This window comes from Congregibacter sp. (genome assembly GCF_965662665.1).
GTDB lineage: Bacteria > Pseudomonadota > Gammaproteobacteria > Pseudomonadales > Halieaceae > Congregibacter.
The window spans coordinates 59,071-81,645 of record NZ_CBFIIF010000009.1 but is presented as its reverse complement, the minus strand read 5'-3'; the positions used below and the strand labels follow the sequence as shown (position 1 = coordinate 81,645).

The window sequence follows — 22,575 nt, the reverse complement described above, 5'->3', positions numbered from 1 at the left end:
CGTGTCAGGCTCGCAGCCGGTGAGCTTTTTCGAGCTTACTGCGGATACGGTTGCGCTTTAGCGGCGAGATATAGTCGACGAACAGTTTGCCATCCAGATGATCAATTTCATGCTGCAGGCAAATGGCTGCGAGGCCATCCAGCTCTTTGCTGAAAGACTCTCCGTCACGCCCAAGGGCCTCGACACGGATTGTCTGTGGCCGGTTAACTTCTTCGTAAAAGCCCGGAACAGAAAGACAGCCTTCGTCGTAGCTGCCAAGAGTTTCATCGATCACCGTGACTTCAGGATTGATAAAGACCATGGGTTCGTCACGATTTTCGGATATATCCAGGACCAGCAGTCTCTGATGCACGTTGACCTGGGTTGCAGCCAGGCCGATACCCGAAGCCTCGTACATGGTTTCGATCATGTTATCGATGAGCGTCCGCAATTCGTCGTCAACAACGTGCACCGGTTTTGCTACCGTGCGCAGACGCGGATCTGGAAATTCTAAAATGTCGAGGACTGCCATGAATCTAACTTCTACCGTAGACTACGATAGTATAACGTGGACATTTATGCGCGAACACTGCGTAAGCTCCGTGCCCGGGAGAACGACGGATGACAGAATGGCAGATTAACGCCCCCTCAGTGACTCGTAAGAGTAGCCCTGCCCTCAGGGGATGGTGGACCAGTGCTCTTTTGATCTTTGCATTACTTCTGCCAGGCATCAGTCCGGCTCAGGATGCGTCGGTGCGCAGCGGAGCCCCCGAAAGCTATGTCGTCAAAGAGGGCGATACGCTTTGGGGTATTGCCGACATGTTTTTGGAGCAGCCCTGGCTGTGGCCAGAAGTTTGGGATGTCAATCCACAGATTGATAATCCCCACCTGATCTTTCCCGGAGACACACTTTATTTGAGTTATGTCGATGGTCGTCCCAGGCTTTCTCTCACTCGGGGTCGTGATGTAAAGCTGACGCCTAATATGCGTGTTACGCCGTTGGACTTGGCGATTCCCGTGATTCCTTTGGATGATGTGGACGCCTTCTTGAAGCGTCACCGGATCATTGGTCCTGAGGAGCTTGAGTCATCGTCCTATGTGGTTGCCGGTGGAAAAGAGCATTTGATTACGGCTAATGGCGATACTATCTATGGTCGCGGTTACTTTCCTGAAGATGAGCGCGCTTACGGTATCTTCCGCGCTGGGGATGTGTATCGCGATCCTATTACTCTCGAGGTACTGGGTTATCAGGCTCAGGATATCGGCAATGCGCAGGCCAAAAGCAGTCTCTCTGACCCCGTAGTGGAGCTTGAAGTTACCCGGGTGACAGAAGAGGTTCGCATTACAGATCGCCTTTTGCCTCTTGATGAGCGAATTTTGGACGCCACTTTTCAACCCAGAGCGCCGGATGTCGATGTCGAAGACGCGTTCATGATTGCGGTGGATGGTGGTGTGACCCAGATTGGCACTTTGGACATTGTTGTCCTTAACAGGGGCGCACGCGAGGGAATGCAAGTCGGCCATGTGCTGGCTATTTACCAGACAGGCGCCGTTGTTTTTGATGAGGTCGCGCAAAGCAATGTGAGTCTTCCCGATGTGCGAGCGGGTCTGGCAATGGTCTTTGAGGTTGCCGAAAAGGCGAGCTATGCGCTTGTCCTCAAATCCAACCGTCCGCTGAAAGTGATGGACAAAGTAAAAAACCCCTGACGTAAGCTTTCGGGTCATGGACGACATGACCCTGGAACATTTCCACACCTTACTCAGCTGGTCGGGACCCCAAACCCAGGGTCTCGGGGATCTGCTGCATGAATATCGCACGCCCAGTGCGCTGTTTGCTGCAAACTGGCAGAGCGAACCCGCGAAAGACCAGCTCAGCCGCCTACCCAAAGCCACCCAAGCCATGCTGCTGCGGGCCAGAAAACACTGGCCCCGACGGAATCCCCGCGCGGTGTGTGAGCATTTGCAAGGTGCCCCATCCGACGCGTTCATCCCTATTGCTGATAAGCGATACCCTGAAAGACTAAAAGAAATACCTGACCCTCCGCCGTGGCTGTTCTGTCGCGGCGACCCCGCCTGCCTTAGTCAACCGGCCGTGGCTATCGTTGGGAGCCGCCGGGCCAGTCACGCCGGGTTGCGTGCGGCGCAGGAGGTCTCACAGAGTCTGGCCAGTGCCGGTTATACGGTCTGCTCGGGCCTTGCGCTGGGTATCGATGCGGCTGCCCATAGGGGTGCTCTCGAGGGTGGCAGCACTGCGGCGGTGCTGGCCTCAGGCGTGGATCGTGCTTCACCTCACCGGCATCGACGGCTTGCAGAGGACATCACAAAGGATGGTTGTTTGCTCAGTGAGCTGCCTGCAGGAACGCCGCCTGCGAAGCATCAGTTTCCGCGACGCAATCGCATCATCAGTGGCTTGGCGCAGGCAACGATCATTATTGAGGCCGCGCTACCCAGTGGCTCTTTGCACACAGCCGCAGCGGCATTGGAGCAGGGTCGGGAGGTCTTTACCTTGCCCTGGTCAATTTTTCATGAACAGGGCGCGGGTTGCAGACGCTTACTGCGAGACGGAGCGACGCCCATCACCGCCATGGAGGAACTTTCAAGTTTGTTTCCGGGCGTGGCGCAGCCAAAGAGCGATTGTCGGCACAGGCCGTCTGGGGTTGCCGCCCAATTGTTGCAGACATTGGGTGACGAAGGTCTTTCGCTGCAGATCTTACAGAAGACCACGGCACTGCCTGTTCCTGAGCTTTTGGGCTTGCTAAGTGATCTGGAAGTGCGCGGCTGGCTTCGCTCTGTAGACGGATGCTATTACCGGAACGACTGCAAGTCTTGCCAGCGCCAAATCAGTTGCTAGAATCGGCGCCCGTTCTTGTGGCCTATCCGTTGAGCCAAATGCCTCCAGCTGTCAGTTTTCGCATGCGCCTTTGTGCCAACGTTGTGGCATCTGGCGGTGTTATTGCTTGTCCTACAGAGGCGGTGTGGGGTTTGAGCTGCGACCCGTTCAGTGAGAGCGCCGTAGAGCGCCTGTTAGACCTTAAGCAGCGCCCGGCGGACAAAGGCCTAATTTTGGTGGCGGGAGATGAATCGCAGTTGGCGTTTTTGTTGGAGGATTTGCCCCAGGCATTGCGCGCAAAGCTACGAGTGTCCTGGCCGGGCGCGAATACCTGGCTGGTACCGCATCACGGGAGAGTGCCGGCACTGGTGCACGGACGCTTTAGTACAGTGGCTGTGCGGGTAAGCGGGCATCCACTGGTGCGAGACTTATGTCGCGTTCACGGTGGCCCCCTGGTATCCAGCTCGGCGAATGTGGCTGGCAGCCCGGCGCCCAGGACACTGCTGGCGGTGCGTAATTACTTTGGCGACCAGCTTGATGGTGTACTCCCGGGAAAGGTAGGCGCTGTGGGGCGGCCATCGACAATTCGCGATGTGTTTAGTGATGAGATTTTTCGAGCCTAGGTTTGTGAGGCAAACAGTCCCAAACCGACGGTTTTTATATCTATAAAAAGGATCTGCGCCATGAGCGAATTGATCAAGCCTGTAAAAGAGTACTTGCTGAGTCTCCAGGACAGCATTTGTGAAAGCCTAGCCCAAGTGGATGGCGGTGCTGAGTTCACTATCGAGGAGTGGGATCGCCCGGAAGGCGGCGGCGGGCGGAGTCGCGTGCTCAGCGATGGCAATGTGCTTGAAAAGGCGGGCGTGAACTTTTCTCACGTCATGGGCGAAAAACTCCCCGGCTCTGCAACGGCGGCGCGCCCCGAATTAGCTGGCCGCAGCTATCAGGCTCTTGGCGTATCTCTCGTCATTCATCCTCGCAATCCCTATGCCCCGACCTCCCACGCCAATGTGCGACTGTTTATTGCGGAGAAGGAGGGCGAAGAACCCGTTTGGTGGTTTGGCGGTGGCTACGATCTGACGCCCTACTATGGTTTTGATGAAGACTGTGTCCACTGGCATAAGACCGCCGCAGATGCCTGTGCGCCCTTTGGTGACGAGGTCTACCCCAGATATAAAAAGTGGTGTGACGAATACTTCTACCTCAAACATCGCGATGAGCCCCGGGGTATAGGCGGTCTGTTTTACGACGACTTAAACAGCTGGGATTTTGATACTTGTTTTGCGTTCATGCGCGCCATCGGTGATTCTTATTTGACAGCCTACCGCCCTATTCTTGAACGCCGTAAAGACACTCCCTACGAGGATCGCGAACGGCAGTTCCAACTCTACCGGCGTGGGCGTTATGTGGAGTTCAATCTCGTGTTTGATCGCGGCACCTTGTTTGGTTTGCAATCCAACGGTCGCACCGAGGCCATCCTTATGTCATTGCCGCCGTTGGTGCGCTGGGAGTATGCCTTCACACCTGCTGCGGGAACCGATGAGGCTCGGCTGACGGACTATTTTTTGACCGGGCGCGATTGGTTGCAGCTGGAAGACAATGAGGTGGCGTCATGAGTAACAAGCAGCGCTTCGCTGTTTTTGGCAATCCCATTAAGCACAGCCGTTCACCTCTTATTCACGCGGCATTCGCCAAGCAGTGCGGTGTGCAGTTGGAGTATCGCGCACTGCGTGTGGAGCTAAATGACTTTGAGCGCGCCGTCACGTCATTTTTTGATGCGGGCGGTCAGGGTTTGAATGTCACGGTCCCCTTTAAAGAGCGGGCCGCGGCACTGGCGGTCGAGCTCACCCCCCGAGCTGCGCGAGCCACGGCCGTGAACACGCTGTGGCGAGACGCCGATGGTGTCCTCCACGGCGACACGACTGATGGGGTGGGTCTGGTACGCGACATGGTCGCCAACCTGGGATGGCGAATACAGGGCCAGCGGGTGTTGATTGTGGGTGCCGGAGGAGCTGTGCGCGGCGTACTCGAGCCCTTGATGCGTGAGCTGCCCAAATCGGTACATATTGTTAACAGAACGGTGGAACGCGCCGAGACTCTGGCGCGGGAATTTGGTGTGCTGGGTGAAATTTCTGCTGGCGGTTACGAGGCATTGCCGGACGGGCAGTTTGATCTGGTGATTAATGCCAATAGCGCTGGTCTCAGTGGCGACGCTCCGGCGCTATCGCCGGGCATACTCAGTGAGCGCTGCTGTTGCTACGACCTGCTCTACGGCGCAGAGCCTACTGCATTCATGCGTTGGGCGGCCCAAAACGCCGCCTGGGCGGTGAGCGATGGTCTGGGCATGTTGGTAGAACAGGCTGCAGAGGCTTTTTATGTTTGGCATCGCCAGCGTCCGGAATCCCAGCCCGTGATTCAACAGTTGCGAGGAGTCCTCGCTGCCGCGGCGTGAGTTACGACTCTTCGCTAAAAAGAAGGTCCAGTTCATCGATGTGCCGGTCTTTCAGGCGCACATAGTTTCCGGCGCTGTAGCTAAAAAACGCCATTTCTTTTTCGCTGAGCTCGCGTATTTGTTTGGCGGGAGACCCGGCGTAGAGGTAGCCGCTCTGCAAACGCTTTTTGGGTGTGACAAGCGCGCCCGCAGCGATAACAACATTGTCTTCAACCACCGCGCCATCCATGACGATAGCGCCCATGCCAACAAGAATGCGATCCCCCAGGGTGCAGCCATGCAAGGTTGCGTTATGGCCGATGGTGACCTCTTCGCCTATGGTGAGAGGCCAACCCGCCGGGTTGAAGTCGCTGGCGTGCGTAATATGCAAAACACTGCCGTCCTGCACGCTGGTTCTCGCGCCTATGCGAATGGCATGCATGTCACCGCGGATGATCGTACCCGGCCATACAGATACATCGTCGCCCAACACCACATCGCCCGATACCACGGCGCTGGGATCAATAAGAACCCGATTGCCGAGTTGGGGCGTATCTCCCTGAAAGCTGCGCAAACTTGTTTTGGTGTAATGCTTATGCACGGATGTAGGGTCCTCGATGGGGGGCCAGAAGTGCAGTATTGTGGCGCTAAACGTAGAAGCAGGCTACCGGGCTTTCTCCCTGTGTCACGGGGGAAGCCTATGTCAGGCGTCGCATGCCGGCGAAACGTGGATGCGACGACTTAAGGAATAAGGATGTACAAATGAGCGGTTTTCAATCTCGGCGGCGGTTTATTGCGGGAGCTGTGTGCCCCCGCTGCGCTGAAATGGACAAGATCGTGGTCGATTTGGACAGCGATGAGCGCGAGTGCGTAGCCTGTGGCTTTAGCGAGGGCAGGCCGGAGATCAACGTTCCCGCAGAAGTGAAAACCCGCGTAAATCGGGCGTCTGCGCGACGCGTAGAAACCCCGGCGGAGGTGGTCAAGCTGTTGGACCCGGGTGCCCCTGCCGCCAGCGATTCTGACGAGTGAAGTAAGCAAAGCTCAGTGCCAGCGTCACGCCTCGGCTGGCGTTGAATGCGGCGAAAGAAAGCCAAAGCCCCTGATTCTCCAGTCCTGTAGTGGCGTACCAGCAGGGCAGATAGATCGCCAGCGCACTGAACACCATGCTCAGCATCATCGTTCGCGTCGCGCCCGCACCGATAAACAGACCATCCAGCAGATAGCTCGGCGCAGCAATCAGCGGCAATACCACCAACCATAGGCCGTGGGCGTTCATAATGGCCAGCACTTCGGGCAAGCTGGTGAGCAGGGGAAACAGCCAGGGCTTGCTGAGTAAAATCAGCGCGCTGATGACAAATGCGGAGACCATGGTCCACAGCGCACAACGCCGACTGACTTTGAAAAACCGCTGCAAATCCCCTCCCCCCAAAGCTTCTCCGGCGAGACCCTCGGCGGCATAGGCAAACCCGTCCATTGCGAAAGCGGCGAAAAGCAGAAACTGCATCATTACTGCGTTGGCAGCGACCACATCGGGGCCTAGGTTTTCCCCTGCAGCAGTGAAGAATGCGAAGGCAAAGAGCAGGGTGAGGGTGCGAAAAAATAGATTGATGTTGCTGCGTATGAGATCGACATAGGGCGCGAGTACGCGCAGTTTTACCCAAAGCGCCGCGCTAAAGAAAGACGCGCGGTGTTTTTTAAAGCCAAATACGGCGACGAAAAGGCCCACGTACTCGGCAATGACCGTGGCGATTGCGGCGCCACTGCTTGCGAGCCCCAAGCCCAGAATAAACAGTGCATCCAGTGCGATGTTGATCAGGTTGGTAATGATCAAAATGCGCATGGGCCAGCGCGTGTCCTGATGGCCGATGAACCAGCCCAGCGCCGTGTAGGTCAGCAAGACCGCGGGAGCGCTGAGCAAACGAAGGGACGCGTAGTTTTTTGCAGTTTCTAGTATTTCGGGTCCGGTGCCCATGATCTCAAAGCCCAGAGTCAGCAGTGGCCCCTGAAAAATGAGCAGTAGGCCTGCGATGGCCAGGGCGATGAGCGAAGCGCGAGCTAGGGCCAATAGCGCCCGGGACTCGTCTTTGGCGCCTGTTGCCCTTGCCACCTCACCGGTGGTGCCCATTCGCAGGAAACTGAACCCCCAATAAAGAAAGGACAGCACCGCACCACCCACGGCTACTGCTGCGAGGTGTTTGGGGCTATCCAGATGCCCCAGCAGGGCCGCATCGACAAGGCCCAGCAAGGGAATTGAGATGTTCGCAATGATGGCGGGCCAGGCGATGGCCCATATCTTGGCGTCCAGGCTCGTGGATATCGCTATATCTTGGGGTTTTTCCCTGGACAGAACGGGTTCCTTCCGGCTTTTACCAAATCGCTTATAAATCAGCGCGTTAGTAGGTTTATGGGGAAGCTTTCGCTATAATCGCGGCGCCTCAGGGGGAAGTGACTTCGAGTCACAACTACTACAACTCTAACCAGCCTGTCGCCGTCAGTCATGTAAACCCGGGGGAAACATGGTTTACATCTGGCGAAAAAACACATACCGAAGATGTCTCTGTGCGAAAGATCGTGCAGAAACTGCACTCAGGCGCGCGAAGTTTACGCGCTTCTGAAAAATGGTGTGGCAGCTGAATGTACCCGAATTCGCTGGACAAAAGGATTTGGAGTCCCTGGAGCAGTAGCTCTCTGGACGTGATAACACAGTAGATTGATGGAGACCCGGTAATGCAGGGAACAATCAACCGAGCGCTAGCTCTTTTACAGAAGACACGCGCAGCCGCGGTTTTTTCGGCGACGACTCTCGCAACGAGCTTGATGGCAGCATCTGCACAGGCTGACGGAGAGAGAAGCACAGTCAACATGGATCCAGGCGTTACAGCCGTTGGTCAGTCCATCTTTGACTTGCACATGATCATTTTGTGGATCTGCGTGATTATTGGTATCGCGGTGTTTGCGGTGATGTTCTATTCCATCATCTATCACCGTAAATCCCGCGGCGTGGTGCCTGCTCAATTTCATGAGAGCACCAAGGTAGAGATTGCCTGGACCGTAGTGCCGTTTTTGATTCTTATCGGCATGGCGGTACCTGCGACATCTACGCTGCTCGAGATCTACGATTTCGAAGACGCCGAGATGGACATCCTGGTCACCGGCTATCAGTGGAAGTGGAAATACGAGTACCTGAACGAAGACGGCGAGAACGTCACGTTCTTTAGTAACCTCCAGACGCCGCAGTCAGAGATCTACAACTCTGCTGACAAGAACGAGAATTATCTTCTCGAAGTCGATGAGCCCCTCGTTATTCCGGTCAACACAAAGGTTCGTTTTCTTGTAACCGCCAACGATGTTATCCACGCCTGGTGGGTTCCTGAGCTCGCCGTGAAGAAAGACGCGGTTCCCGGATTCATCAACGAAACCTGGACTCTTGCAACCGAAGAAGGCATCTACCGTGGTCAGTGCGCGGAGCTTTGCGGTAAAGACCATGGCTTTATGCCAATCGTCGTAAAAGTTGTCAGTCAGGAAGAATATGCCGAGTGGCAGAGCGATAAGCAGGAAGAAGCTGCTCAGGTTCGTGAGTTGATGGCACAGACCTTCACCATGGATGAGCTGATGGAGCGCGGTAAAGCGGTCTACGCTCGCGCTTGCCTGGCCTGTCACGGTGCAAACGGTGAGGGTGGCGTAGGTAATGCGATTGCGGGATCAGCGGTAGCTACCGGCGAGCTTGGTCAGCACCTGAACATCGGCATTAACGGTGTGGCTGGATCTGCTATGCAGGCATTCGGTGGCCAGATCAACGACGTTGAGATGGCGGCGGTAATCACCTACCAGCGCAACGCATTCGGAAACAATATGGGCGATATGGTTCAGCCCATTGATGTATTCAATTACAAGAAGGGTTGAGGGGAGTATTAACGATGGCACACGGACCCGCTAAAGGAATCAGCCGCTGGCTGTTTACTACGAACCACAAGGACATCGGCACGATGTACCTGTGGTTCTCCTTCGCAATGTTCATTCTGGGTGGCGCCTTCGCGATGATTATTCGCGCGGAGCTGTTCCAGCCCGGTATGCAGCTTGTTGAGCCGGCATTCTTTAACCAGATGACCACCCTTCACGGACTCGTGATGGTGTTCGGGGCGATCATGCCCTCCTTCGTGGGCTTGGCCAACTGGCTCATACCCATGATGATCGGCGCGCCAGACATGGCATTGCCGCGCATGAACAACTGGAGCTTCTGGATCCTTCCTCCTGCGTTTCTGATGCTGGCGTCTACACTGTTCATGGAAGGTGGAGCACCGGCCTTTGGGTGGACTTTCTACGCGCCGCTCTCTACAACTTACGCAGCGCCCTCAGTAACCTTCTTTATCTTCGCGATTCACATTCTTGGTCTGTCCTCCATCATGGGCTCGATCAATATTATCGCGACGGTAATGAACATGCGTGCACCCGGCATGAGCTACATGAAAATGCCGCTGTTTGTTTGGACCTGGTTGATTACGGCGTTCTTGCTGGTAGCGGTAATGCCTGTACTGGCCGGGGCCGTGACCATGATGCTCATGGACATCCACTTTGGCACCAGCTTCTTCTCGGCGGCCGGTGGTGGTGACCCCGTACTGTTCCAGCACATTTTCTGGTTCTTCGGACACCCCGAGGTTTACATCATTATTCTGCCGGCGTTTGGTGTGGTTTCGCAGATCATTCCCGCCTTCAGCCGCAAGCCACTGTTTGGCTATGACTCTATGGTTTATGCGACAGCGGCTATCGCCTTCCTGTCGTTCATCGTTTGGGCACACCACATGTATACCGTTGGTATGCCGGTCGCTGGTGAGCTGTTCTTTATGTATGCAACGATGCTCATCGCGGTACCCACCGGTGTGAAGGTCTTTAACTGGGTAAGCACCATGTGGCGCGGCGCGTTGTCTTTCGAGACACCGATGCTGTTCTCCATTGGCTTCCTGGTGCTGTTCACCATCGGTGGATTTACGGGTTTGATGCTGTCTATCGCTCCAGCGGACTTCCAGTATCACGATAGCTATTTTGTTGTTGCCCACTTTCACTACGTGATGGTTGCGGGTGCGGTGTTCTCCATGTCAGCAGCGGTTTACTACTGGCTGCCTAAGTGGTGCGGCAAGATGTACAACGAGACCATGGGCAAGACCCACTTCTGGATCTCGTTCATCGGCTTCAACATCACTTTCTTCCCACAGCACTTTGTTGGGCTTGCAGGTATGCCCCGTCGTATTCCGGACTACGCTTTGCAGTTTGCGGACTTCAATATGATGTCTTCTATCGGCGCGTTCATTTATGGCGGATCGCAGATCCTGTTCCTCTATAACGTTGTAGCAACGATCGTAGCGGGCAAGCCTGTCAGTGACGAGAAAGTGTGGGATGGTGCCGAAGGCCTGGAGTGGACGGTTGCGACACCAGCGCCTTACCACACCTTTGAAGTGCCGCCGACTATCGACCCAGCGCACGCGCACTCTTAAGCAGCGCTGGACGATACCCGGGTAACCACAACGACATGATGCGTGTAAGCAACAATCCATCCATCGATACCGTCATCAAACTGGTGGCGGTAGCGGTGGCGATGTTTGCTTTTGTTTTCGTGGTGATGGTGCCGCTGTACAACGTGCTCTGCGATGCCCTGGGCATCAATGGCAAAACTTCGGGACAGGTTTACACGGCCGTGCAGGCGGGTGTAGACGAGAGCAGGGAAATCACCATTCAGTTCGTTGCCACAAACAATGATGGAATGCCCTGGGAATTTCGGCCATCGAGCACAATGATGCGCGTGAACCCTGGAGCGTCGAACGACACGGTGTTTCTTGCACGCAATCCAATGCCGCAGGCCATGGTTGCTCAGGCGATTCCCAGTGTTTCGCCATCGCGAGCCGCCGAGTACTTTCACAAGACCGAGTGTTTTTGCTTTAACCAGCAGCCTCTGGATGGACGCAGTTCGGCAGAGATGCCTCTGCAGTTCATCATCGATCGGGAGCTGCCGAGCGATATTAAGACAATCACATTGTCCTATACCCTATTTGACGTGACGGACATGGCGCAGGGCGCTGTCGCTGCACGTTAACGGCTGTCGGTCAGGGGGACCGACGGTTTAAAACTGGAGAGAAAATTCAATGACAAGCCAGACCTCCACAGATTACGAAAAGTATTACGTACCGGAGAAAAGCCCACTTGCTGTGATGGCGACCATCGGACTCGTACTTAGCGTATTCGGTGCTGCCAATTTTATTAATCAGCTGACTTTTGGTGAGGCAGGCGAAGCCTCCCCCACTATTCTTTATTGTGGTCTGTTCGTCTTCGCGGCCACTTTGTTTGTATGGTTTCGCACCACGATCCGCGAAAACATTGCCGGGATGGCCAGTGGTCAGCTCAAAAAGTCCTACGTACTCGGCATGTACTGGTTCATCTTCTCGGAAGTGATGTTCTTCGCTGCTTTCTTCGGCGTACTGTTTTATGTGCGTAATTTGGCAGGACCGTGGTTGGCCGCTGAAGGTGAAGGTGGTCGAATGAACTACCTGCTTTGGGAAGGTTTCCAGATGAGCTGGCCCATGATGCAGACGCCTCAGGAAGCTGTGGGCGGTGCTGCAGACCAGCTAATTGCGAACAATGGCTCCTTTGCCAGCGCCAAGCAAAGCATGTCTTTTGCAGAAGCCCACCATTGGTATGCCTGGCTGCCTCTCTGGAACACCATCATTCTGTTGTCTTCCTCCGTCACTGTGCACATTGCGCACACGGCGTTGCTCAACGACAACAAGAAGAAGTTTAATCTGTGGCTGGCTGCGACCGTTGGCCTGGGCGTTCTGTTCGTGATCTTGCAGATTGCCGAGTACTACGAAGCTTACGCTCACTTTGGTCTGACCTTGAACTCCGGCATCTATGGTTCCACGTTCTTTATGCTGACGGGCTTCCACGGATTCCACGTATTTATGGGGATGACGATGCTGGCTATCCAGCTGATGCGTTCACTTCGGGGCGGGCACTTTACCGCTGCTGATCATTTTGGTTTTGAGGCGTCGAGCTGGTACTGGCACTTTGTAGACGTTGTTTGGGTATTCCTCTTCCTCTTCGTATACATCCTCTGATCTAGCTCACTGCTGTTCTGCAGACTCCTGTGAAACGGCCCCGCTTGGGCCGTTGTCCCAGGGATTGCGATGCCCCAGCTGGCCTGTCGCAATACCAAAGATAATCAAGCTCATTAAACCTAGAGCCAATCCCAGCCGTACACCCAGTGAATTGAGTGTGCGGCGGCTTGTTTTGTCTCCCTGATCAACCATCAGGAAATAGGCGCCGCTAACGAGGCTACCCACAAGCATTACCATGAAAAGCAGGATAAGAAATTTCAGCACGGTCTGGACCTTGATTAAGCCAAACGCACAGTATAGCGAAGCTCATGGGTCGTCGGATGATGGGAGATGCCTGTCATGGCCGCGTTGAAGCTGGACTTGGAGTGGCGCACGACGCTCATGACGCTGCTGTTGTTTCCCGGGCTTATTGCTCTGGGTTTCTGGCAGCTTGATCGCGCCGAAGAAAAGTCAGATATCGCGCTGCGGGAAAGTCAGCGGACCCTTGCTGCAGCGGTGAGCGTGGCGGAGCTAATCCAATTACCCACGGAAGACCGGGCCTATCGCAAGGTGACCGTAACCGGCGAGTACGTACCCGAGGCGGTGGTACTGCTGGACAATCAGATTCGTGACGGACGCTATGGTCACGACGTTTACGGGGTTTTTTACGACCGGCCCAGCGGTCAGTACGTTTTACTGAATCGCGGCTGGGTACCGGGCGATGCGTCCCGCCGGAGCGTTCCCCAGGTGGATGTGCCTTTAGGCGTGCTTACGCTAAGTGCTTCGGCATACGTGCCTCCGGGGGAGCCTTATCTTCTTGCGGAGGATCAGTTTGGGGATCTTGAGTGGCCCCTGCTGGTACAAACCGTGGCATCGCCGGCGTTGCGCAAGTTATTGCGCGAGGAGCTTTCGGGTAGCTTGCTGGCCACCGAGCTGCGTTTGACTCCCGAGACTCCCACCGGTTTTCGTCGGGACTGGCCGGTGGTCAATGTGTCACCGGAAAAACACCGGGGTTACGCCCTGCAATGGTTTACCATGGCCGCCGCGTTGTTGCTGTTCTTTATTTTCCGCAGCAGTAATGTGTTAAGTCTTGGTCGGAAATCTTCATCCTCCGGCCCTACAGATAGTAAGGAGTATTGAGCGCGTGAACCGCGTAGATAGTCAGATACCGCCCGCCGCAGCGGAGCTTCAACCCGGCAACGGACGCATGACCTTGTTGCTGATTGCTGGGATCCCGGTAATCGTGGTCCTCGCCGCGAGCTGGATGTGGTACTTCGTGGCCAATGGCCAGTTGGACCTTGTGGGCGCTTTAGGCACTTCAAACCGTGGACAGTTGGTGCAGCCGCCAAGACAGGCAACGGAAGCCGGGTGGCAGGATGCCTCGGGTGAGGCATTTGCGACCGGTGAGTCTGCCATGTGGACGCTGGTGATCCCTCAGCGCGGCGGCAACTGCGACGCGGCCTGCGAGCAGCGTCTTTACGAAGTCCGTCAGATCCATATGGCGCTGGGTAAAGAGATGGGCCGTGCGCAGCGTTTGATGATCACTGACGCGCCTTTGGACGCCATCTCTTTAGACGTGGCAGAGCTCAGTGATCAGCGGCCATTGCCAGACAGTTTTTCCGCCTATGTTGAGCGAGAGCAGCGGGGCATGAGTCTTTGGCATGCGTCCGAAGGCAACTTTGAAACAATGTTTTCTGAGTATGCTGAATATCCCGATAGCTGGTATGTCATGGACCCCGCGGGATGGGTCATGATGCGTTACGACCGGTCGGTGAGCTACAAAGATGTTATCTCAGACCTCAAATTCCTGATGAAGAATTCCAATGGCTGAGTCAGCGAGTGTTTCAGACGAGGCTCCCGCAGCCCGCGCAAGCTGGCGGGACTATAAGGAGCTGACCAAGCCCGGGGTAGTGGCCTTGCTGATCCTCACTTCCTGGATTGGTATGTGTATGGCTGTGCCGGGGTGGGTGCCGCTCGATGTTCTGATTTTGGGTAACCTGGGTATCGCGTTTTGTGCGTCGGCCGCGGCAGTGGTCAATCACGTTGTTGACCAGCGCATTGATCAGCGCATGGCGCGTACCCGTAATCGACCGCTGGCTAAGGGCCGGGTCAGTAATCGCAATGCGATCATCTTTGCCCTTGCACTGGGCGTAGCCGGTATGGCTATTTTGCTTATTTGGATTAACGCGCTGACCGCCTGGCTGACTTTTGCTTCGTTGGTGGGCTATGCATTTATTTACACGCTGTTTTTAAAGCGGGCGACGCCGCAGAACATCGTTATTGGCGGTCTCGCCGGAGCGGCACCACCGCTACTGGGTTGGACTGCGGTGACCGGTGAAGTACATGGCCACGCCTTGCTGCTTGTACTGATTATTTTTGCATGGACGCCGCCGCATTTCTGGGCCCTGGCGATCCATCGTCGCGAAGAGTACGCGCTGGTGGACATTCCCATGCTGCCGGTGACGCATGGGGTGCGTTTTACGCAGCTGCACATCATGCTTTACACCATCATCATGTTTTTAATTACGCTTATGCCCTTCGCTACACGCTTGAGTAACTGGCTATATCTTGCAGGCGCCGTGGTGCTCGGTCTACGGTTTTTCTATTGGTCTATCGAGATATGGCGAGAGAAAAACCCCAAAGCCCCGATCTATGCTTTTAAATACTCGATTACCTATCTCATGCTGCTTTTTCTAATTATGTTGCTTGATCATTATCTGCTGCCCCTGCCGGCCTACCCCGCATGACGGCTACCCGCGAACAGGGTCAGCGCCGAGGCGTTATTCTGACCGTCGCTGCAGTGCTGGTGTTCATGCTCATTGTGGTAGCAGGCTTTATCCACCGTATTGGCCAGCCACGCTTGATGTCGGATGGCGAGCTTCAGGCCAATGGCTTGTATCTCATGGATCCTCCCAGAGAATTTGGGGAGTTTGCCCTCACTGATCATCGCGGAGAGCCCTTTACCCCGGCGTCACTGGAAGGCCAGTGGACCCTGGTGTTTTTTGGTTTTACTTACTGCCCCGATATCTGCCCTACTACCATGGCGTTTCTGGATCAGTTTGTGGGCCAGCTCGAAAGTACTGAAGCTAGAGACACCGAGGTAGTGATGATCAGTGTGGATCCGGCTCGGGACACGGTTGAACAATTGGCGACCTACGTCCCGTACTTCAATGAGGACTTTACCGGCGTGACGGGAGAGTTTCTGGATTTGTTTCGTTTCGCGACGGCCCTTAACACGCCTTTTCGAAAAGTCCCCGGTCAAGGTGACGACTATCAGGTGGATCACAGTGCCAATGTGGTCCTGATTAACCCTCGCGGGCATTATCATGGCTTTTTCAAAGCGCCTCTGGATCTTGCGAAGATGAAAGTTACCTATCGCGCGGCACGCTACATCTGGGATCACTAATATGAGTCAAAAAACGCTATGAGCGATACGACGCCCCTGATTCTGGTTGATGGCTCGTCCTACCTCTATCGCGCCTATCATGCTCTTCCGCCACTAACCAATTCCAAAGGCGCCGCTACGGGTGCGGTAAAGGGCGTCATCAATATGCTGCGCCGCCTGCAGAAAGACTATCCCGAGAGCACGATTGCCGTAGTGTTTGATGCCAAAGGCAAGACCTTTCGCGACGATATTTACCCCGAGTACAAAGCCAACAGACCTCCTATGCCCGATGATCTTCGGGAGCAGGTTCAACCTATTCATGACATTGTTCGGGGTATGGGGCTGCCTTTGCTCTGCGAGCCAGGGGTAGAGGCCGATGACGTTATTGGCACCCTGGCGCGGCAGGCCAGCGACGCCAAGTGTCCGGTGATCGTATCCACCGGTGACAAAGACATGGCCCAGCTGGTGAACGAGCGCGTTACGCTGGTGAACACCATGAACGATACGATCATGGATCCTCAGGGTGTCGTCGACAAATTTGGTATTCCCCCAGAACTCATCATTGATCTACTTGCTCTTATGGGTGACAAGGTCGATAACATTCCCGGTGTTCCGGGCGTGGGTGAAAAAACAGCCCTGGGTTTGCTCCAGGGACTTGGCGGGCTGGATGAAATCTATGCGACCCTTGATCAAGTCGAAACCTTGTCCTTCCGCGGGGCCAAGACCATGGCCGCCAAGCTCGAGAAAGAGCGAGATAACGCCTACCTGTCCTACAAGCTTGCGACAATCGCCACTGACCTTGAGCTGCCCCTGGCGTATGCGGACCTCGCTAACGCCACGCCGGATAATTCTGCGTTGCTTGAGCTTTTTCGCGAGATGGAGTTCAAAGGCTGGATTGATGAACTTGAAGGCGCAGCCCTTGCGGATGCTGACGCACCCGTGGAGGCCGACACCCGAGAACAGCACTATGTGACGGTGTTTGATCAGGCAACGCTGGATGAGTGGATCGTCCGTTTGTCAGCGGCGTCGTTATTCGCCTTTGATACCGAAACAACCAGTCTCAATTACATGGAAGCCGATATTGTCGGCGTCTCCTTTGCCGTAGAGCGTGGCGAAGCGGCCTACGTACCGCTGGCTCACAGCTATCCCGGAGCACCGGTACAACTTGATCGCGACATGGTGTTGGCAGCGCTTAAACCAATACTGGAAGACCCCGCCCAGGCCAAACTTGGACAGAACCTCAAATACGATGCCAGCGTTCTGGCACGACATGGCATCCAGATGCAGGGCATCGCTTTTGACACCATGCTCGAGTCTTATGTGTTGGACTCCACGGGTACACGCCATGACATGGATAGCCTGGCACTGAAGTATCTCGGTCGCAGCACGACGCATTTCGAGGATGTCGCCGGCAAGGGCGCCAAGCAAATCACCTTTGACCAGGTAGGTATTGAGCAGGCTGCTCCCTATGCGGCAGAAGACGCAGAGGTGACTTTGGCCCTGCACGAGACCCTGTGGCCAAAGCTGCAGGAAAATGCGGGTTTACAAAGCGTCTTTACCGACATTGAGCTTCCGCTGGTGCCGGTGCTTTCGCGTATGGAGCGCACCGGTGCGCTATTGGATGAAGAGCGTCTTTGGGAGCAAAGCCGCGAGCTTGGACAGCGACTTCAGGCTCTGGAAGAAGAAGCGCACAACCTGGCGGGACAGGTGTTCAATCTGGGCTCTCCCAAGCAGTTGGGGCAGATACTTTTTGAGAAGCTGGAGCTGCCAATCCTCAAAAAGACCCCCAAGGGTGCGCCATCTACCGCCGAAGAGGTGTTGCAGGAACTGGCGCTGGATTATCCCTTGCCCAAATTACTCATCGAGCATCGTGGCTTATCAAAACTGAAGTCGACCTACACCGATAAGCTGCCGGGGATGATCAACTCGAGCACGGGACGCATCCACACTTCATACCATCAGGCGGTTACCGCTACCGGGCGTCTGTCGTCTTCGGATCCCAATCTCCAGAATATTCCTATTCGTACCGAAGAAGGGCGGCGGATTCGCCAGGCGTTTATCGCGGCCGAGGGTTACCAGATCGTCGCGGCGGATTATTCGCAGATCGAACTGCGCATCATGGCGCATCTGTCGGAAGACCCGGGTTTGCTGGCTGCGTTTCGCGAGAATCTGGACGTGCACAGTGCGACCGCCGCTGAGGTCTTTGGGGTGTCTCTGGACTCCGTATCCGGTGATCAGCGGCGCAAAGCCAAGGCGATCAATTTTGGACTGATCTATGGCATGTCCGCCTTTGGGCTGGCCCGCCAGTTGCACCTTGATCGTGGCGAAGCGCAGCGCTATATCGATGTCTATTTTGACCGCTATCCGGGTGTCCGGGAGTACATGGACAGCACCCGAGCCCTGGCCCATGAACAGGGCTACGTCGAAACGCTGTTTGGACGACGGCTTTATCTTCCCGAGATAAACGTGCGTAACAAGATGCGTCAGCAGGCGGCGGAGCGAACGGCCATTAATGCCCCCATGCAGGGCACAGCGGCCGACATCATTAAGAAAGCCATGCTTTCTGTGGATAAGTGGTTAGCCGACGATGGCGTCGATGCGCGGATGATCATGCAAGTTCACGACGAATTAGTGCTGGAAGTGGCAGACTCTCAGCTCGATCCCGTGTGTGATGAGCTGTGCCGCCGGATGTCCGCGGCTGCAGATCTTGCAGTACCTTTACTGGTGGAAGCGGGTCGCGGCGCCAACTGGGACGAAGCCCACTAAAACTTTTTCCTGACGGATGGAACTTCTGTCACATTAGGCCCTCAAAGTTACTGTGACTATGAAGTGAAGTGCATGGTCACCAGGACGGTGGTTAGCATGGTTTCCATCGCCCGATTCCCCTGAAAGACCCTGACTGCCCGGTTGCCTTTCTCCTCATTCAGCAACCGGGCTTTTTTTGCCCAAAATTCGGCTAAAAGCTTCGAAAACCCCTAAAGTGCACACTTCTGTCCTGATGGTTTGTGGGAGTTTCGCAGGTGTTTTTGCGCAGCTAAGGCTTATTCGTCGGCGTCGTCATCAAACACGGATGTATCCGTCAGCCAGCTATCCAGGACCGCGATAAGCTCCCCATGCCCCTGGTGCTTAAGCGCCGAGAATAGCTGGCAACTGACCAGGTCCCCAAGATGGGCGACTTTACCCCGAACCTTGAGCAGTGTTTGCTTGCCTGCGCCTTTGGACAACTTGTCGCACTTGGTCAGGAGCATGTGTACCGGCATGTCCGCCTGAGCCGCCCAGCCCAGCATCTGCTGATCGAATGGTTGCAGGGGGTGTCGGCAATCCGATAATAGTATGAGCCCGCGGAGACTTTGACGCTCGCGCAGATAGGCTTCCATCTGCCTGTTCCAGTCTTGTTTGAGTTTTTGCGGTACTTTGGCATACCCATAGCCCGGCAGATCGACGATGCGCTGTTGCTCACCAACGGTAAAAAAGTTGATCAACTGGGTGCGACCAGGTGTTTTGGATGTCCGTGCCAACTTGTGATTTTGCGTCAGACTATTAATGGCGCTGCTTTTACCGGCGTTTGAGCGCCCGGCGAATGCGACTTCCCAGCCATCATCATCGGGGCATTGGCTTACTTTGGCGGCACTGGTGAGGAACTCCGCCTTGCGATAAACGGGTTTACTCACCTGTTCGTCCAAAAGTTGCTCACTTTGGTGATTTGTTGGGGTATCCATCTTGAGTATAATAGCGCGCCCTTCTCATGGGGGGCAGGAATTATGGGTCGACTATTTTGAGAGCTTGTCACTTTGGGTGTGGTGAGCTGTCACTCAAGACAGACGACCGACTTTGACCATTTGGAGGTGTTTACCGTGAAGAAAGTCATTTTGGCCGCTGCGGTAGCGGTATTTGCGATGGCTGCTCAAGCAGAGCCCAACATGGAAAAGTATGGCAAGAGCTGTGCCGTATGCCACGCCGCTGGTGTTGCCGGCGCGCCTAAGACAGGTGACGCTGCAGCCTGGGAGCCACGACTGGCGAAAGGTATGGACGCGTTGATGGCCTCTGTAAAGAACGGTCTGAATGCTATGCCACCTATGGGCATGTGCTTTGACTGCTCAGATGAAGAGTACATGGAACTCATCAAGTACATGGCTGCGCCGGCCGAGTAACAAGCTGGCAATCAAGAGTAAGTATCCTGATGTTAGGAACAATCGGTAATAAAGAGTCTTTTATGAAAAAGCTGCTCATCTTAAATGCCTTGGTATTAGGCGCTATTGTCGGCACAGCGAATGTGCAGGCCGCCGACATTCTCAAGGGTGATCCCGCTGCCGGCGAGCAAAAGGCGGTGGCCTGTGGTGCCTGTCATGGTGCCGATGGCAATAGCATGGTTCCCATGTTTCCCAAGCTCGCGGGTCTGGGCGAAAAGTACATTTTGCAGCAGACGCAGCACATCCGTGACGGCTTGCGTCCCGTGGCTCAAATGGCGGGTCAGGTCGACAATATGTCCGATCAGGATCTCGCCGACATCGCGGCTTTTTATAGCAGTAAGCCTCGCGGCGTTGAAAAAGCGAACCCTGAGCTGATTGCTCTGGGCGAGAAGGTTTATCGCGCAGGAGTTGCTGATCGTAACGTAGCGGCCTGTATCGCCTGCCACGGCGCTCGCGGTGCAGGCAATGCGCCTGCTGGTTTCCCGGCGCTTGGCGGTCAGCACGCGGATTATGTATCCGCGCAGTTGAAGGCGTATCGCAAGGGGTACGAAGATCCTACCGGGCGTGTAACGGACGGGGATATCAAGATTATGCGCAGCAACGCATTTGGTCTGTCCGATATGGAAATACAGGCGGTGTCAGCCTACGTGTCGGGTCTGCAATAGCGCGAACTATTCGGCAAAAGCATACTCGGTAACGGCTCGCATTTGCGGGCCGTTTTTCGTTGTGGCATCAAAGCCTGTATTACAAACGCGCTGTTTCTGTGGCAGAGGAGTACGGCATGAAAGCTGATGGTTTTACTACGAGTTTGGCGGCTGAGATTAGCGCCGCGCTTTACCCCGGAGTTTCGCCGGCTGCCATGGCGCGGGGATGCGATGAGCCTGCGGGATTGGTCTCTTGTTTTGACGTTACCGGCTTAGCGGTAGCGAGTATCAGCGCGGCCACTGCACAGTGATGTCCCTCAATGGTCCAGTTAAACTGAATTCCTTTGCCTCGGCACAGTGCCAAAACAGCGAACTTTTCGTTAGGATGCCTGTCCGATTGTGTAATCAACAAAGAAATCTGGAGAACACCATGTACAAGCGTATTTGTATCGCAGCTTTTGCCACGATTGCGTTGCAGCTCGCCGCACTAACGGCGCAAGCTCAGGACGGAAACTATGTGGCTGGCGAGCATTACGATGTCATTTCCCCGGCTATTCGCGGCAGCTCAGACAAAATCGAGGTCACAGAGTTTTTCTGGTACGGCTGTGGTCATTGCTACAACTTTGAGCCTCAGCTTGCGCAGTGGAAAAAAGGCCTGGCCGATGATGTCGTCGTAAAAGGCTCTCCCGCAATGTGGAATGCGCCGATGGAGATACACGCTAAGGCATTTTATGCGGCAGAGGCATTGGGTGTGCTCGACACAATGCACATGCCGCTCTTTCAGGCCCTGAACGTCGATCGCAAGCGTCTGGCCAGTGAAAGCGAGCTCGCTGATCTGTTCGAAGCGAACGGAGTGTCAGCAGAGGACTTTTCCAAGGCTTACAACTCCTTTGGCGTTGGCAGCCAGACGCGCCAGGCCAATGCACGAGCCCGCGCCGCAAAGATCACAGGTACACCAGAACTCATGGTTGCCGGAAAGTATCGCATCACTACTCGCAAAGCGGGTGGCCAGGCAAACATGCTAAAGATTGCTGATTTCCTTATCGAGAAAGAACGCGCCATGCAGATGGCGAGTACTGGTTCCTAAAGAGTTCTCCCGCCGCACTTTGCGGCGGGGTCCTTGCCCGCATAGCCCTCATAGTCTCTTTCGAGACGCAGATCACATCCCGTTTGTGTACACATCCAGGGATGTCTTGCCGCTCGCTCTGATTTGTTGAAACGCCCGGGTGTATTCCGAGAGCATCTCCAGACAATAAGTCAGGCGTGCGTGCAGGTAGTCGTGCTGATGGTCGTCGTTTTCGGTACTGTCTTCATTAAACACCTGGCCGGCATTACGCACGATTAAGTGCTCAGGCAAGTAGCAGATCCTGCTGTTTTTATAGCTGCTCATGCGCAGTTCGGCGACGGGGTAGGCACCACCTCCGGCTCCCCCGGACACGGAAATGATCAAAGCGGGCTTGTGAGCCAACTCGCCGCTACCGGGAAACAACAGAAACAGATTCTTAAGCCCTGCTGGAACCATGCCGTGCCATTCGGGGGTCACAACGATAAAGCCATCGCAGCTGTTCAGCTCTCCTCGTAGTTCCCCTATTGCCTCTTCCCACTTTGGATCCCCAGTCCAAAGACCTTCGTCCCAAAACGGCAGAGGATTGTCTGCAAGCGAGAACACATAGGTTTCATCGCAAAGCCCATGGCTCTCTAACTGCGCTGTTGCATAACGAGCGACTTTTTCACTTTGGGAGTCGTTGCGATGACTACCGCTGATGATGCCTATTTTCATGGTGCCGGGGCTCCGTGGATAACGTCTAAGGGCTTGAAGTGTGCAATACGCTCTACAGCTTTAAGAGTAGCGCATGCAGTCGTCTCACTGCCACGGAGACTTACACGGCAGTTAGATTTTTCTCCCTCGACCCACTGGCACGAGGGTTCAGCGGTCTGTACGTATTCGTTTTCGCGCCTAAAGACTGCTTGTTCGAAAAACCTCTGTTCTCAGTCAGTCCGGCTAGCGTTACAGTAGCGCTCAGGAGGAGCATC

General features: G+C 55.1%; 25 protein-coding genes. 19 read left to right on the top strand and 6 right to left on the bottom strand.

What is annotated here, in order from left to right; genetic code table 11:
- Positions 1-4: 4 nt before the first annotated feature.
- Positions 5-511: a peptide deformylase gene (gene def / locus ACTG39_RS05925; RefSeq protein ID WP_439106620.1), complete on the bottom strand. Its 507-nt coding sequence runs from the start codon at positions 509-511 to the stop codon at positions 5-7.
- An 89-nt stretch (positions 512-600) separates the two neighbouring features.
- Between def and ACTG39_RS05920 the strand changes: the two genes are divergently transcribed.
- The 5 genes from ACTG39_RS05920 to aroE are packed head-to-tail and all read left to right on the top strand — an operon-like array spanning position 601 to position 5,261.
- Positions 601-1,686 (top strand): LysM peptidoglycan-binding domain-containing protein, encoded by a 1,086-nt coding sequence (locus ACTG39_RS05920; RefSeq protein WP_439106619.1) that lies wholly within the window; start codon positions 601-603, stop codon positions 1,684-1,686.
- A 16-nt stretch (positions 1,687-1,702) separates the two neighbouring features.
- Entirely contained in the window at positions 1,703-2,830 is a 1,128-nt protein-coding gene (gene dprA / locus ACTG39_RS05915) for a DNA-processing protein DprA (RefSeq protein WP_439106618.1), read from the top strand.
- 38 nt (positions 2,831-2,868) lie between these two features.
- Positions 2,869-3,432 (top strand): L-threonylcarbamoyladenylate synthase, encoded by a 564-nt coding sequence (locus ACTG39_RS05910; RefSeq protein ID WP_439106617.1) that lies wholly within the window; start codon positions 2,869-2,871, stop codon positions 3,430-3,432.
- Between the two features lie 60 nt (positions 3,433-3,492).
- Positions 3,493-4,425: an oxygen-dependent coproporphyrinogen oxidase gene (hemF, locus tag ACTG39_RS05905; RefSeq protein ID WP_439106616.1), complete on the top strand. Its 933-nt coding sequence runs from the start codon at positions 3,493-3,495 to the stop codon at positions 4,423-4,425.
- Positions 4,422-5,261, top strand: a complete 840-nt coding sequence (gene aroE, locus ACTG39_RS05900; protein WP_439106615.1) for a shikimate dehydrogenase — start codon at positions 4,422-4,424, stop codon at positions 5,259-5,261. The genes hemF and aroE overlap by 4 nt, the downstream gene beginning before the upstream one ends.
- A 1-nt stretch (position 5,262) precedes the next feature.
- Here aroE and ACTG39_RS05895 read toward each other — a convergent pair whose 3' ends face one another.
- Positions 5,263-5,841: a gamma carbonic anhydrase family protein gene (locus ACTG39_RS05895; protein WP_439106614.1), complete on the bottom strand. Its 579-nt coding sequence runs from the start codon at positions 5,839-5,841 to the stop codon at positions 5,263-5,265.
- A 161-nt stretch (positions 5,842-6,002) separates the two neighbouring features.
- On the opposite strand from ACTG39_RS05895, the gene ACTG39_RS05890 reads away from it, so the two are divergent.
- Positions 6,003-6,269: a YheV family putative metal-binding protein gene (locus tag ACTG39_RS05890; RefSeq protein WP_439106613.1), complete on the top strand. Its 267-nt coding sequence runs from the start codon at positions 6,003-6,005 to the stop codon at positions 6,267-6,269.
- Here ACTG39_RS05890 and ACTG39_RS05885 read toward each other — a convergent pair.
- Positions 6,220-7,506: an MATE family efflux transporter gene (locus tag ACTG39_RS05885; protein WP_439106632.1), complete on the bottom strand. Its 1,287-nt coding sequence runs from the start codon at positions 7,504-7,506 to the stop codon at positions 6,220-6,222. The genes ACTG39_RS05890 and ACTG39_RS05885 overlap by 50 nt on opposite strands.
- 551 nt (positions 7,507-8,057) lie before the next feature.
- On the opposite strand from ACTG39_RS05885, the gene coxB reads away from it, so the two are divergent.
- Genes coxB through ACTG39_RS05865 form a run of 4 tightly spaced genes read left to right on the top strand, consistent with a single transcriptional unit; the run spans position 8,058 to position 12,343 of the window.
- Positions 8,058-9,143, top strand: coding sequence for a cytochrome c oxidase subunit II (gene coxB / locus ACTG39_RS05880; RefSeq protein ID WP_439106612.1), 1,086 nt, complete (start codon positions 8,058-8,060; stop codon positions 9,141-9,143).
- A gap of 14 nt (positions 9,144-9,157) precedes the next feature.
- Entirely contained in the window at positions 9,158-10,729 is a 1,572-nt protein-coding gene (ctaD, locus tag ACTG39_RS05875) for a cytochrome c oxidase subunit I (RefSeq protein ID WP_271561954.1), read from the top strand.
- Positions 10,730-10,764: 35 nt separating this feature from the next.
- Positions 10,765-11,325 (top strand): cytochrome c oxidase assembly protein, encoded by a 561-nt coding sequence (locus ACTG39_RS05870; RefSeq protein WP_439106611.1) that lies wholly within the window; start codon positions 10,765-10,767, stop codon positions 11,323-11,325.
- 49 nt (positions 11,326-11,374) lie between these two features.
- Positions 11,375-12,343 (top strand): cytochrome c oxidase subunit 3, encoded by a 969-nt coding sequence (locus ACTG39_RS05865; protein WP_439106610.1) that lies wholly within the window; start codon positions 11,375-11,377, stop codon positions 12,341-12,343.
- A 6-nt stretch (positions 12,344-12,349) separates the two neighbouring features.
- Here the strand turns inward: ACTG39_RS05865 and ACTG39_RS05860 are convergent, their stop codons facing one another.
- A complete protein-coding gene (locus ACTG39_RS05860) occupies positions 12,350-12,607 on the bottom strand; it encodes a DUF2909 domain-containing protein (RefSeq protein WP_439106609.1) in 258 nt (85 codons plus the stop codon).
- Between the two features lie 75 nt (positions 12,608-12,682).
- Between ACTG39_RS05860 and ACTG39_RS05855 the strand changes: the two genes are divergently transcribed.
- The 5 genes from ACTG39_RS05855 to polA are packed head-to-tail and all read left to right on the top strand — an operon-like array spanning position 12,683 to position 18,473.
- On the top strand, positions 12,683-13,462 hold the full coding sequence (locus ACTG39_RS05855) for an SURF1 family protein (protein ID WP_439106608.1): 780 nt from the start codon (positions 12,683-12,685) through the stop codon (positions 13,460-13,462).
- A gap of 4 nt (positions 13,463-13,466) precedes the next feature.
- Positions 13,467-14,153, top strand: a complete 687-nt coding sequence (locus tag ACTG39_RS05850) for a hypothetical protein (RefSeq protein ID WP_439106607.1) — start codon at positions 13,467-13,469, stop codon at positions 14,151-14,153.
- Positions 14,146-15,069, top strand: a complete 924-nt coding sequence (gene cyoE, locus ACTG39_RS05845) for a heme o synthase (protein ID WP_439106606.1) — start codon at positions 14,146-14,148, stop codon at positions 15,067-15,069. The genes ACTG39_RS05850 and cyoE overlap by 8 nt, the downstream gene beginning before the upstream one ends.
- Positions 15,066-15,728, top strand: a complete 663-nt coding sequence (locus tag ACTG39_RS05840) for an SCO family protein (protein ID WP_439106605.1) — start codon at positions 15,066-15,068, stop codon at positions 15,726-15,728. Before cyoE ends, ACTG39_RS05840 begins: the two co-directional genes overlap by 4 nt.
- 18 nt (positions 15,729-15,746) lie before the next feature.
- A complete protein-coding gene (polA, locus tag ACTG39_RS05835; protein ID WP_439106604.1) occupies positions 15,747-18,473 on the top strand; it encodes a DNA polymerase I in 2,727 nt (908 codons plus the stop codon).
- A gap of 275 nt (positions 18,474-18,748) precedes the next feature.
- On the opposite strand, the gene yihA is transcribed toward polA, so the two are convergent.
- On the bottom strand, positions 18,749-19,378 hold the full coding sequence (gene yihA / locus ACTG39_RS05830) for a ribosome biogenesis GTP-binding protein YihA/YsxC (RefSeq protein ID WP_439106603.1): 630 nt from the start codon (positions 19,376-19,378) through the stop codon (positions 18,749-18,751).
- 183 nt (positions 19,379-19,561) lie between these two features.
- Here yihA and ACTG39_RS05825 point away from each other — a divergent pair, with 183 nt between their 5' ends.
- From ACTG39_RS05825 to ACTG39_RS05810, 4 genes are all read left to right on the top strand, one after another.
- Positions 19,562-19,858 carry a c-type cytochrome gene (locus ACTG39_RS05825; protein ID WP_439106602.1) on the top strand — a complete coding sequence of 99 codons (297 nt, stop codon included), beginning with the start codon at positions 19,562-19,564 and terminating at the stop codon, positions 19,856-19,858.
- A 62-nt stretch (positions 19,859-19,920) separates the two neighbouring features.
- Complete coding sequence (locus tag ACTG39_RS05820; protein ID WP_439106601.1) at positions 19,921-20,562, top strand: c-type cytochrome; 642 nt, start codon at positions 19,921-19,923, stop codon at positions 20,560-20,562.
- A gap of 116 nt (positions 20,563-20,678) precedes the next feature.
- Entirely contained in the window at positions 20,679-20,852 is a 174-nt protein-coding gene (locus ACTG39_RS05815; RefSeq protein WP_439106600.1) for a hypothetical protein, read from the top strand.
- Positions 20,853-20,971: 119 nt separating this feature from the next.
- Entirely contained in the window at positions 20,972-21,628 is a 657-nt protein-coding gene (locus ACTG39_RS05810; protein ID WP_439106599.1) for a thiol:disulfide interchange protein DsbA/DsbL, read from the top strand.
- Between the two features lie 72 nt (positions 21,629-21,700).
- Here the strand turns inward: ACTG39_RS05810 and ACTG39_RS05805 are convergent, their stop codons facing one another.
- Entirely contained in the window at positions 21,701-22,321 is a 621-nt protein-coding gene (locus tag ACTG39_RS05805; protein ID WP_439106598.1) for an NADPH-dependent FMN reductase, read from the bottom strand.
- Between the last annotated feature and the right edge of the window lie 254 nt (positions 22,322-22,575).

Bases quoted from the DNA above. Each gene is read 5' to 3' on its own strand.
- def (WP_439106620.1), bottom strand. From the start codon at position 511: ATGGCAGTCCTCGACATTTTAGAATTTCCAGATCCGCGTCTGCGCACG.
- ACTG39_RS05920 (WP_439106619.1), top strand. From the start codon at position 601: ATGACAGAATGGCAGATTAACGCCCCCTCAGTGACTCGTAAGAGTAGC.
- dprA (WP_439106618.1), top strand. From the start codon at position 1,703: ATGGACGACATGACCCTGGAACATTTCCACACCTTACTCAGCTGGTCG.
- ACTG39_RS05910 (WP_439106617.1), top strand. From the start codon at position 2,869: ATGCCTCCAGCTGTCAGTTTTCGCATGCGCCTTTGTGCCAACGTTGTG.
- hemF (WP_439106616.1), top strand. From the start codon at position 3,493: ATGAGCGAATTGATCAAGCCTGTAAAAGAGTACTTGCTGAGTCTCCAG.
- aroE (WP_439106615.1), top strand. From the start codon at position 4,422: ATGAGTAACAAGCAGCGCTTCGCTGTTTTTGGCAATCCCATTAAGCAC.
- ACTG39_RS05890 (WP_439106613.1), top strand. From the start codon at position 6,003: ATGAGCGGTTTTCAATCTCGGCGGCGGTTTATTGCGGGAGCTGTGTGC.
- coxB (WP_439106612.1), top strand. From the start codon at position 8,058: ATGGCAGCATCTGCACAGGCTGACGGAGAGAGAAGCACAGTCAACATG.
- ctaD (WP_271561954.1), top strand. From the start codon at position 9,158: ATGGCACACGGACCCGCTAAAGGAATCAGCCGCTGGCTGTTTACTACG.
- ACTG39_RS05870 (WP_439106611.1), top strand. From the start codon at position 10,765: ATGATGCGTGTAAGCAACAATCCATCCATCGATACCGTCATCAAACTG.
- ACTG39_RS05865 (WP_439106610.1), top strand. From the start codon at position 11,375: ATGACAAGCCAGACCTCCACAGATTACGAAAAGTATTACGTACCGGAG.
- ACTG39_RS05855 (WP_439106608.1), top strand. From the start codon at position 12,683: ATGGCCGCGTTGAAGCTGGACTTGGAGTGGCGCACGACGCTCATGACG.
- cyoE (WP_439106606.1), top strand. From the start codon at position 14,146: ATGGCTGAGTCAGCGAGTGTTTCAGACGAGGCTCCCGCAGCCCGCGCA.
- ACTG39_RS05840 (WP_439106605.1), top strand. From the start codon at position 15,066: ATGACGGCTACCCGCGAACAGGGTCAGCGCCGAGGCGTTATTCTGACC.
- polA (WP_439106604.1), top strand. From the start codon at position 15,747: ATGAGCGATACGACGCCCCTGATTCTGGTTGATGGCTCGTCCTACCTC.
- ACTG39_RS05820 (WP_439106601.1), top strand. From the start codon at position 19,921: ATGAAAAAGCTGCTCATCTTAAATGCCTTGGTATTAGGCGCTATTGTC.
- ACTG39_RS05815 (WP_439106600.1), top strand. From the start codon at position 20,679: ATGAAAGCTGATGGTTTTACTACGAGTTTGGCGGCTGAGATTAGCGCC.
- ACTG39_RS05810 (WP_439106599.1), top strand. From the start codon at position 20,972: ATGTACAAGCGTATTTGTATCGCAGCTTTTGCCACGATTGCGTTGCAG.
- ACTG39_RS05805 (WP_439106598.1), bottom strand. From the start codon at position 22,321: ATGAAAATAGGCATCATCAGCGGTAGTCATCGCAACGACTCCCAAAGT.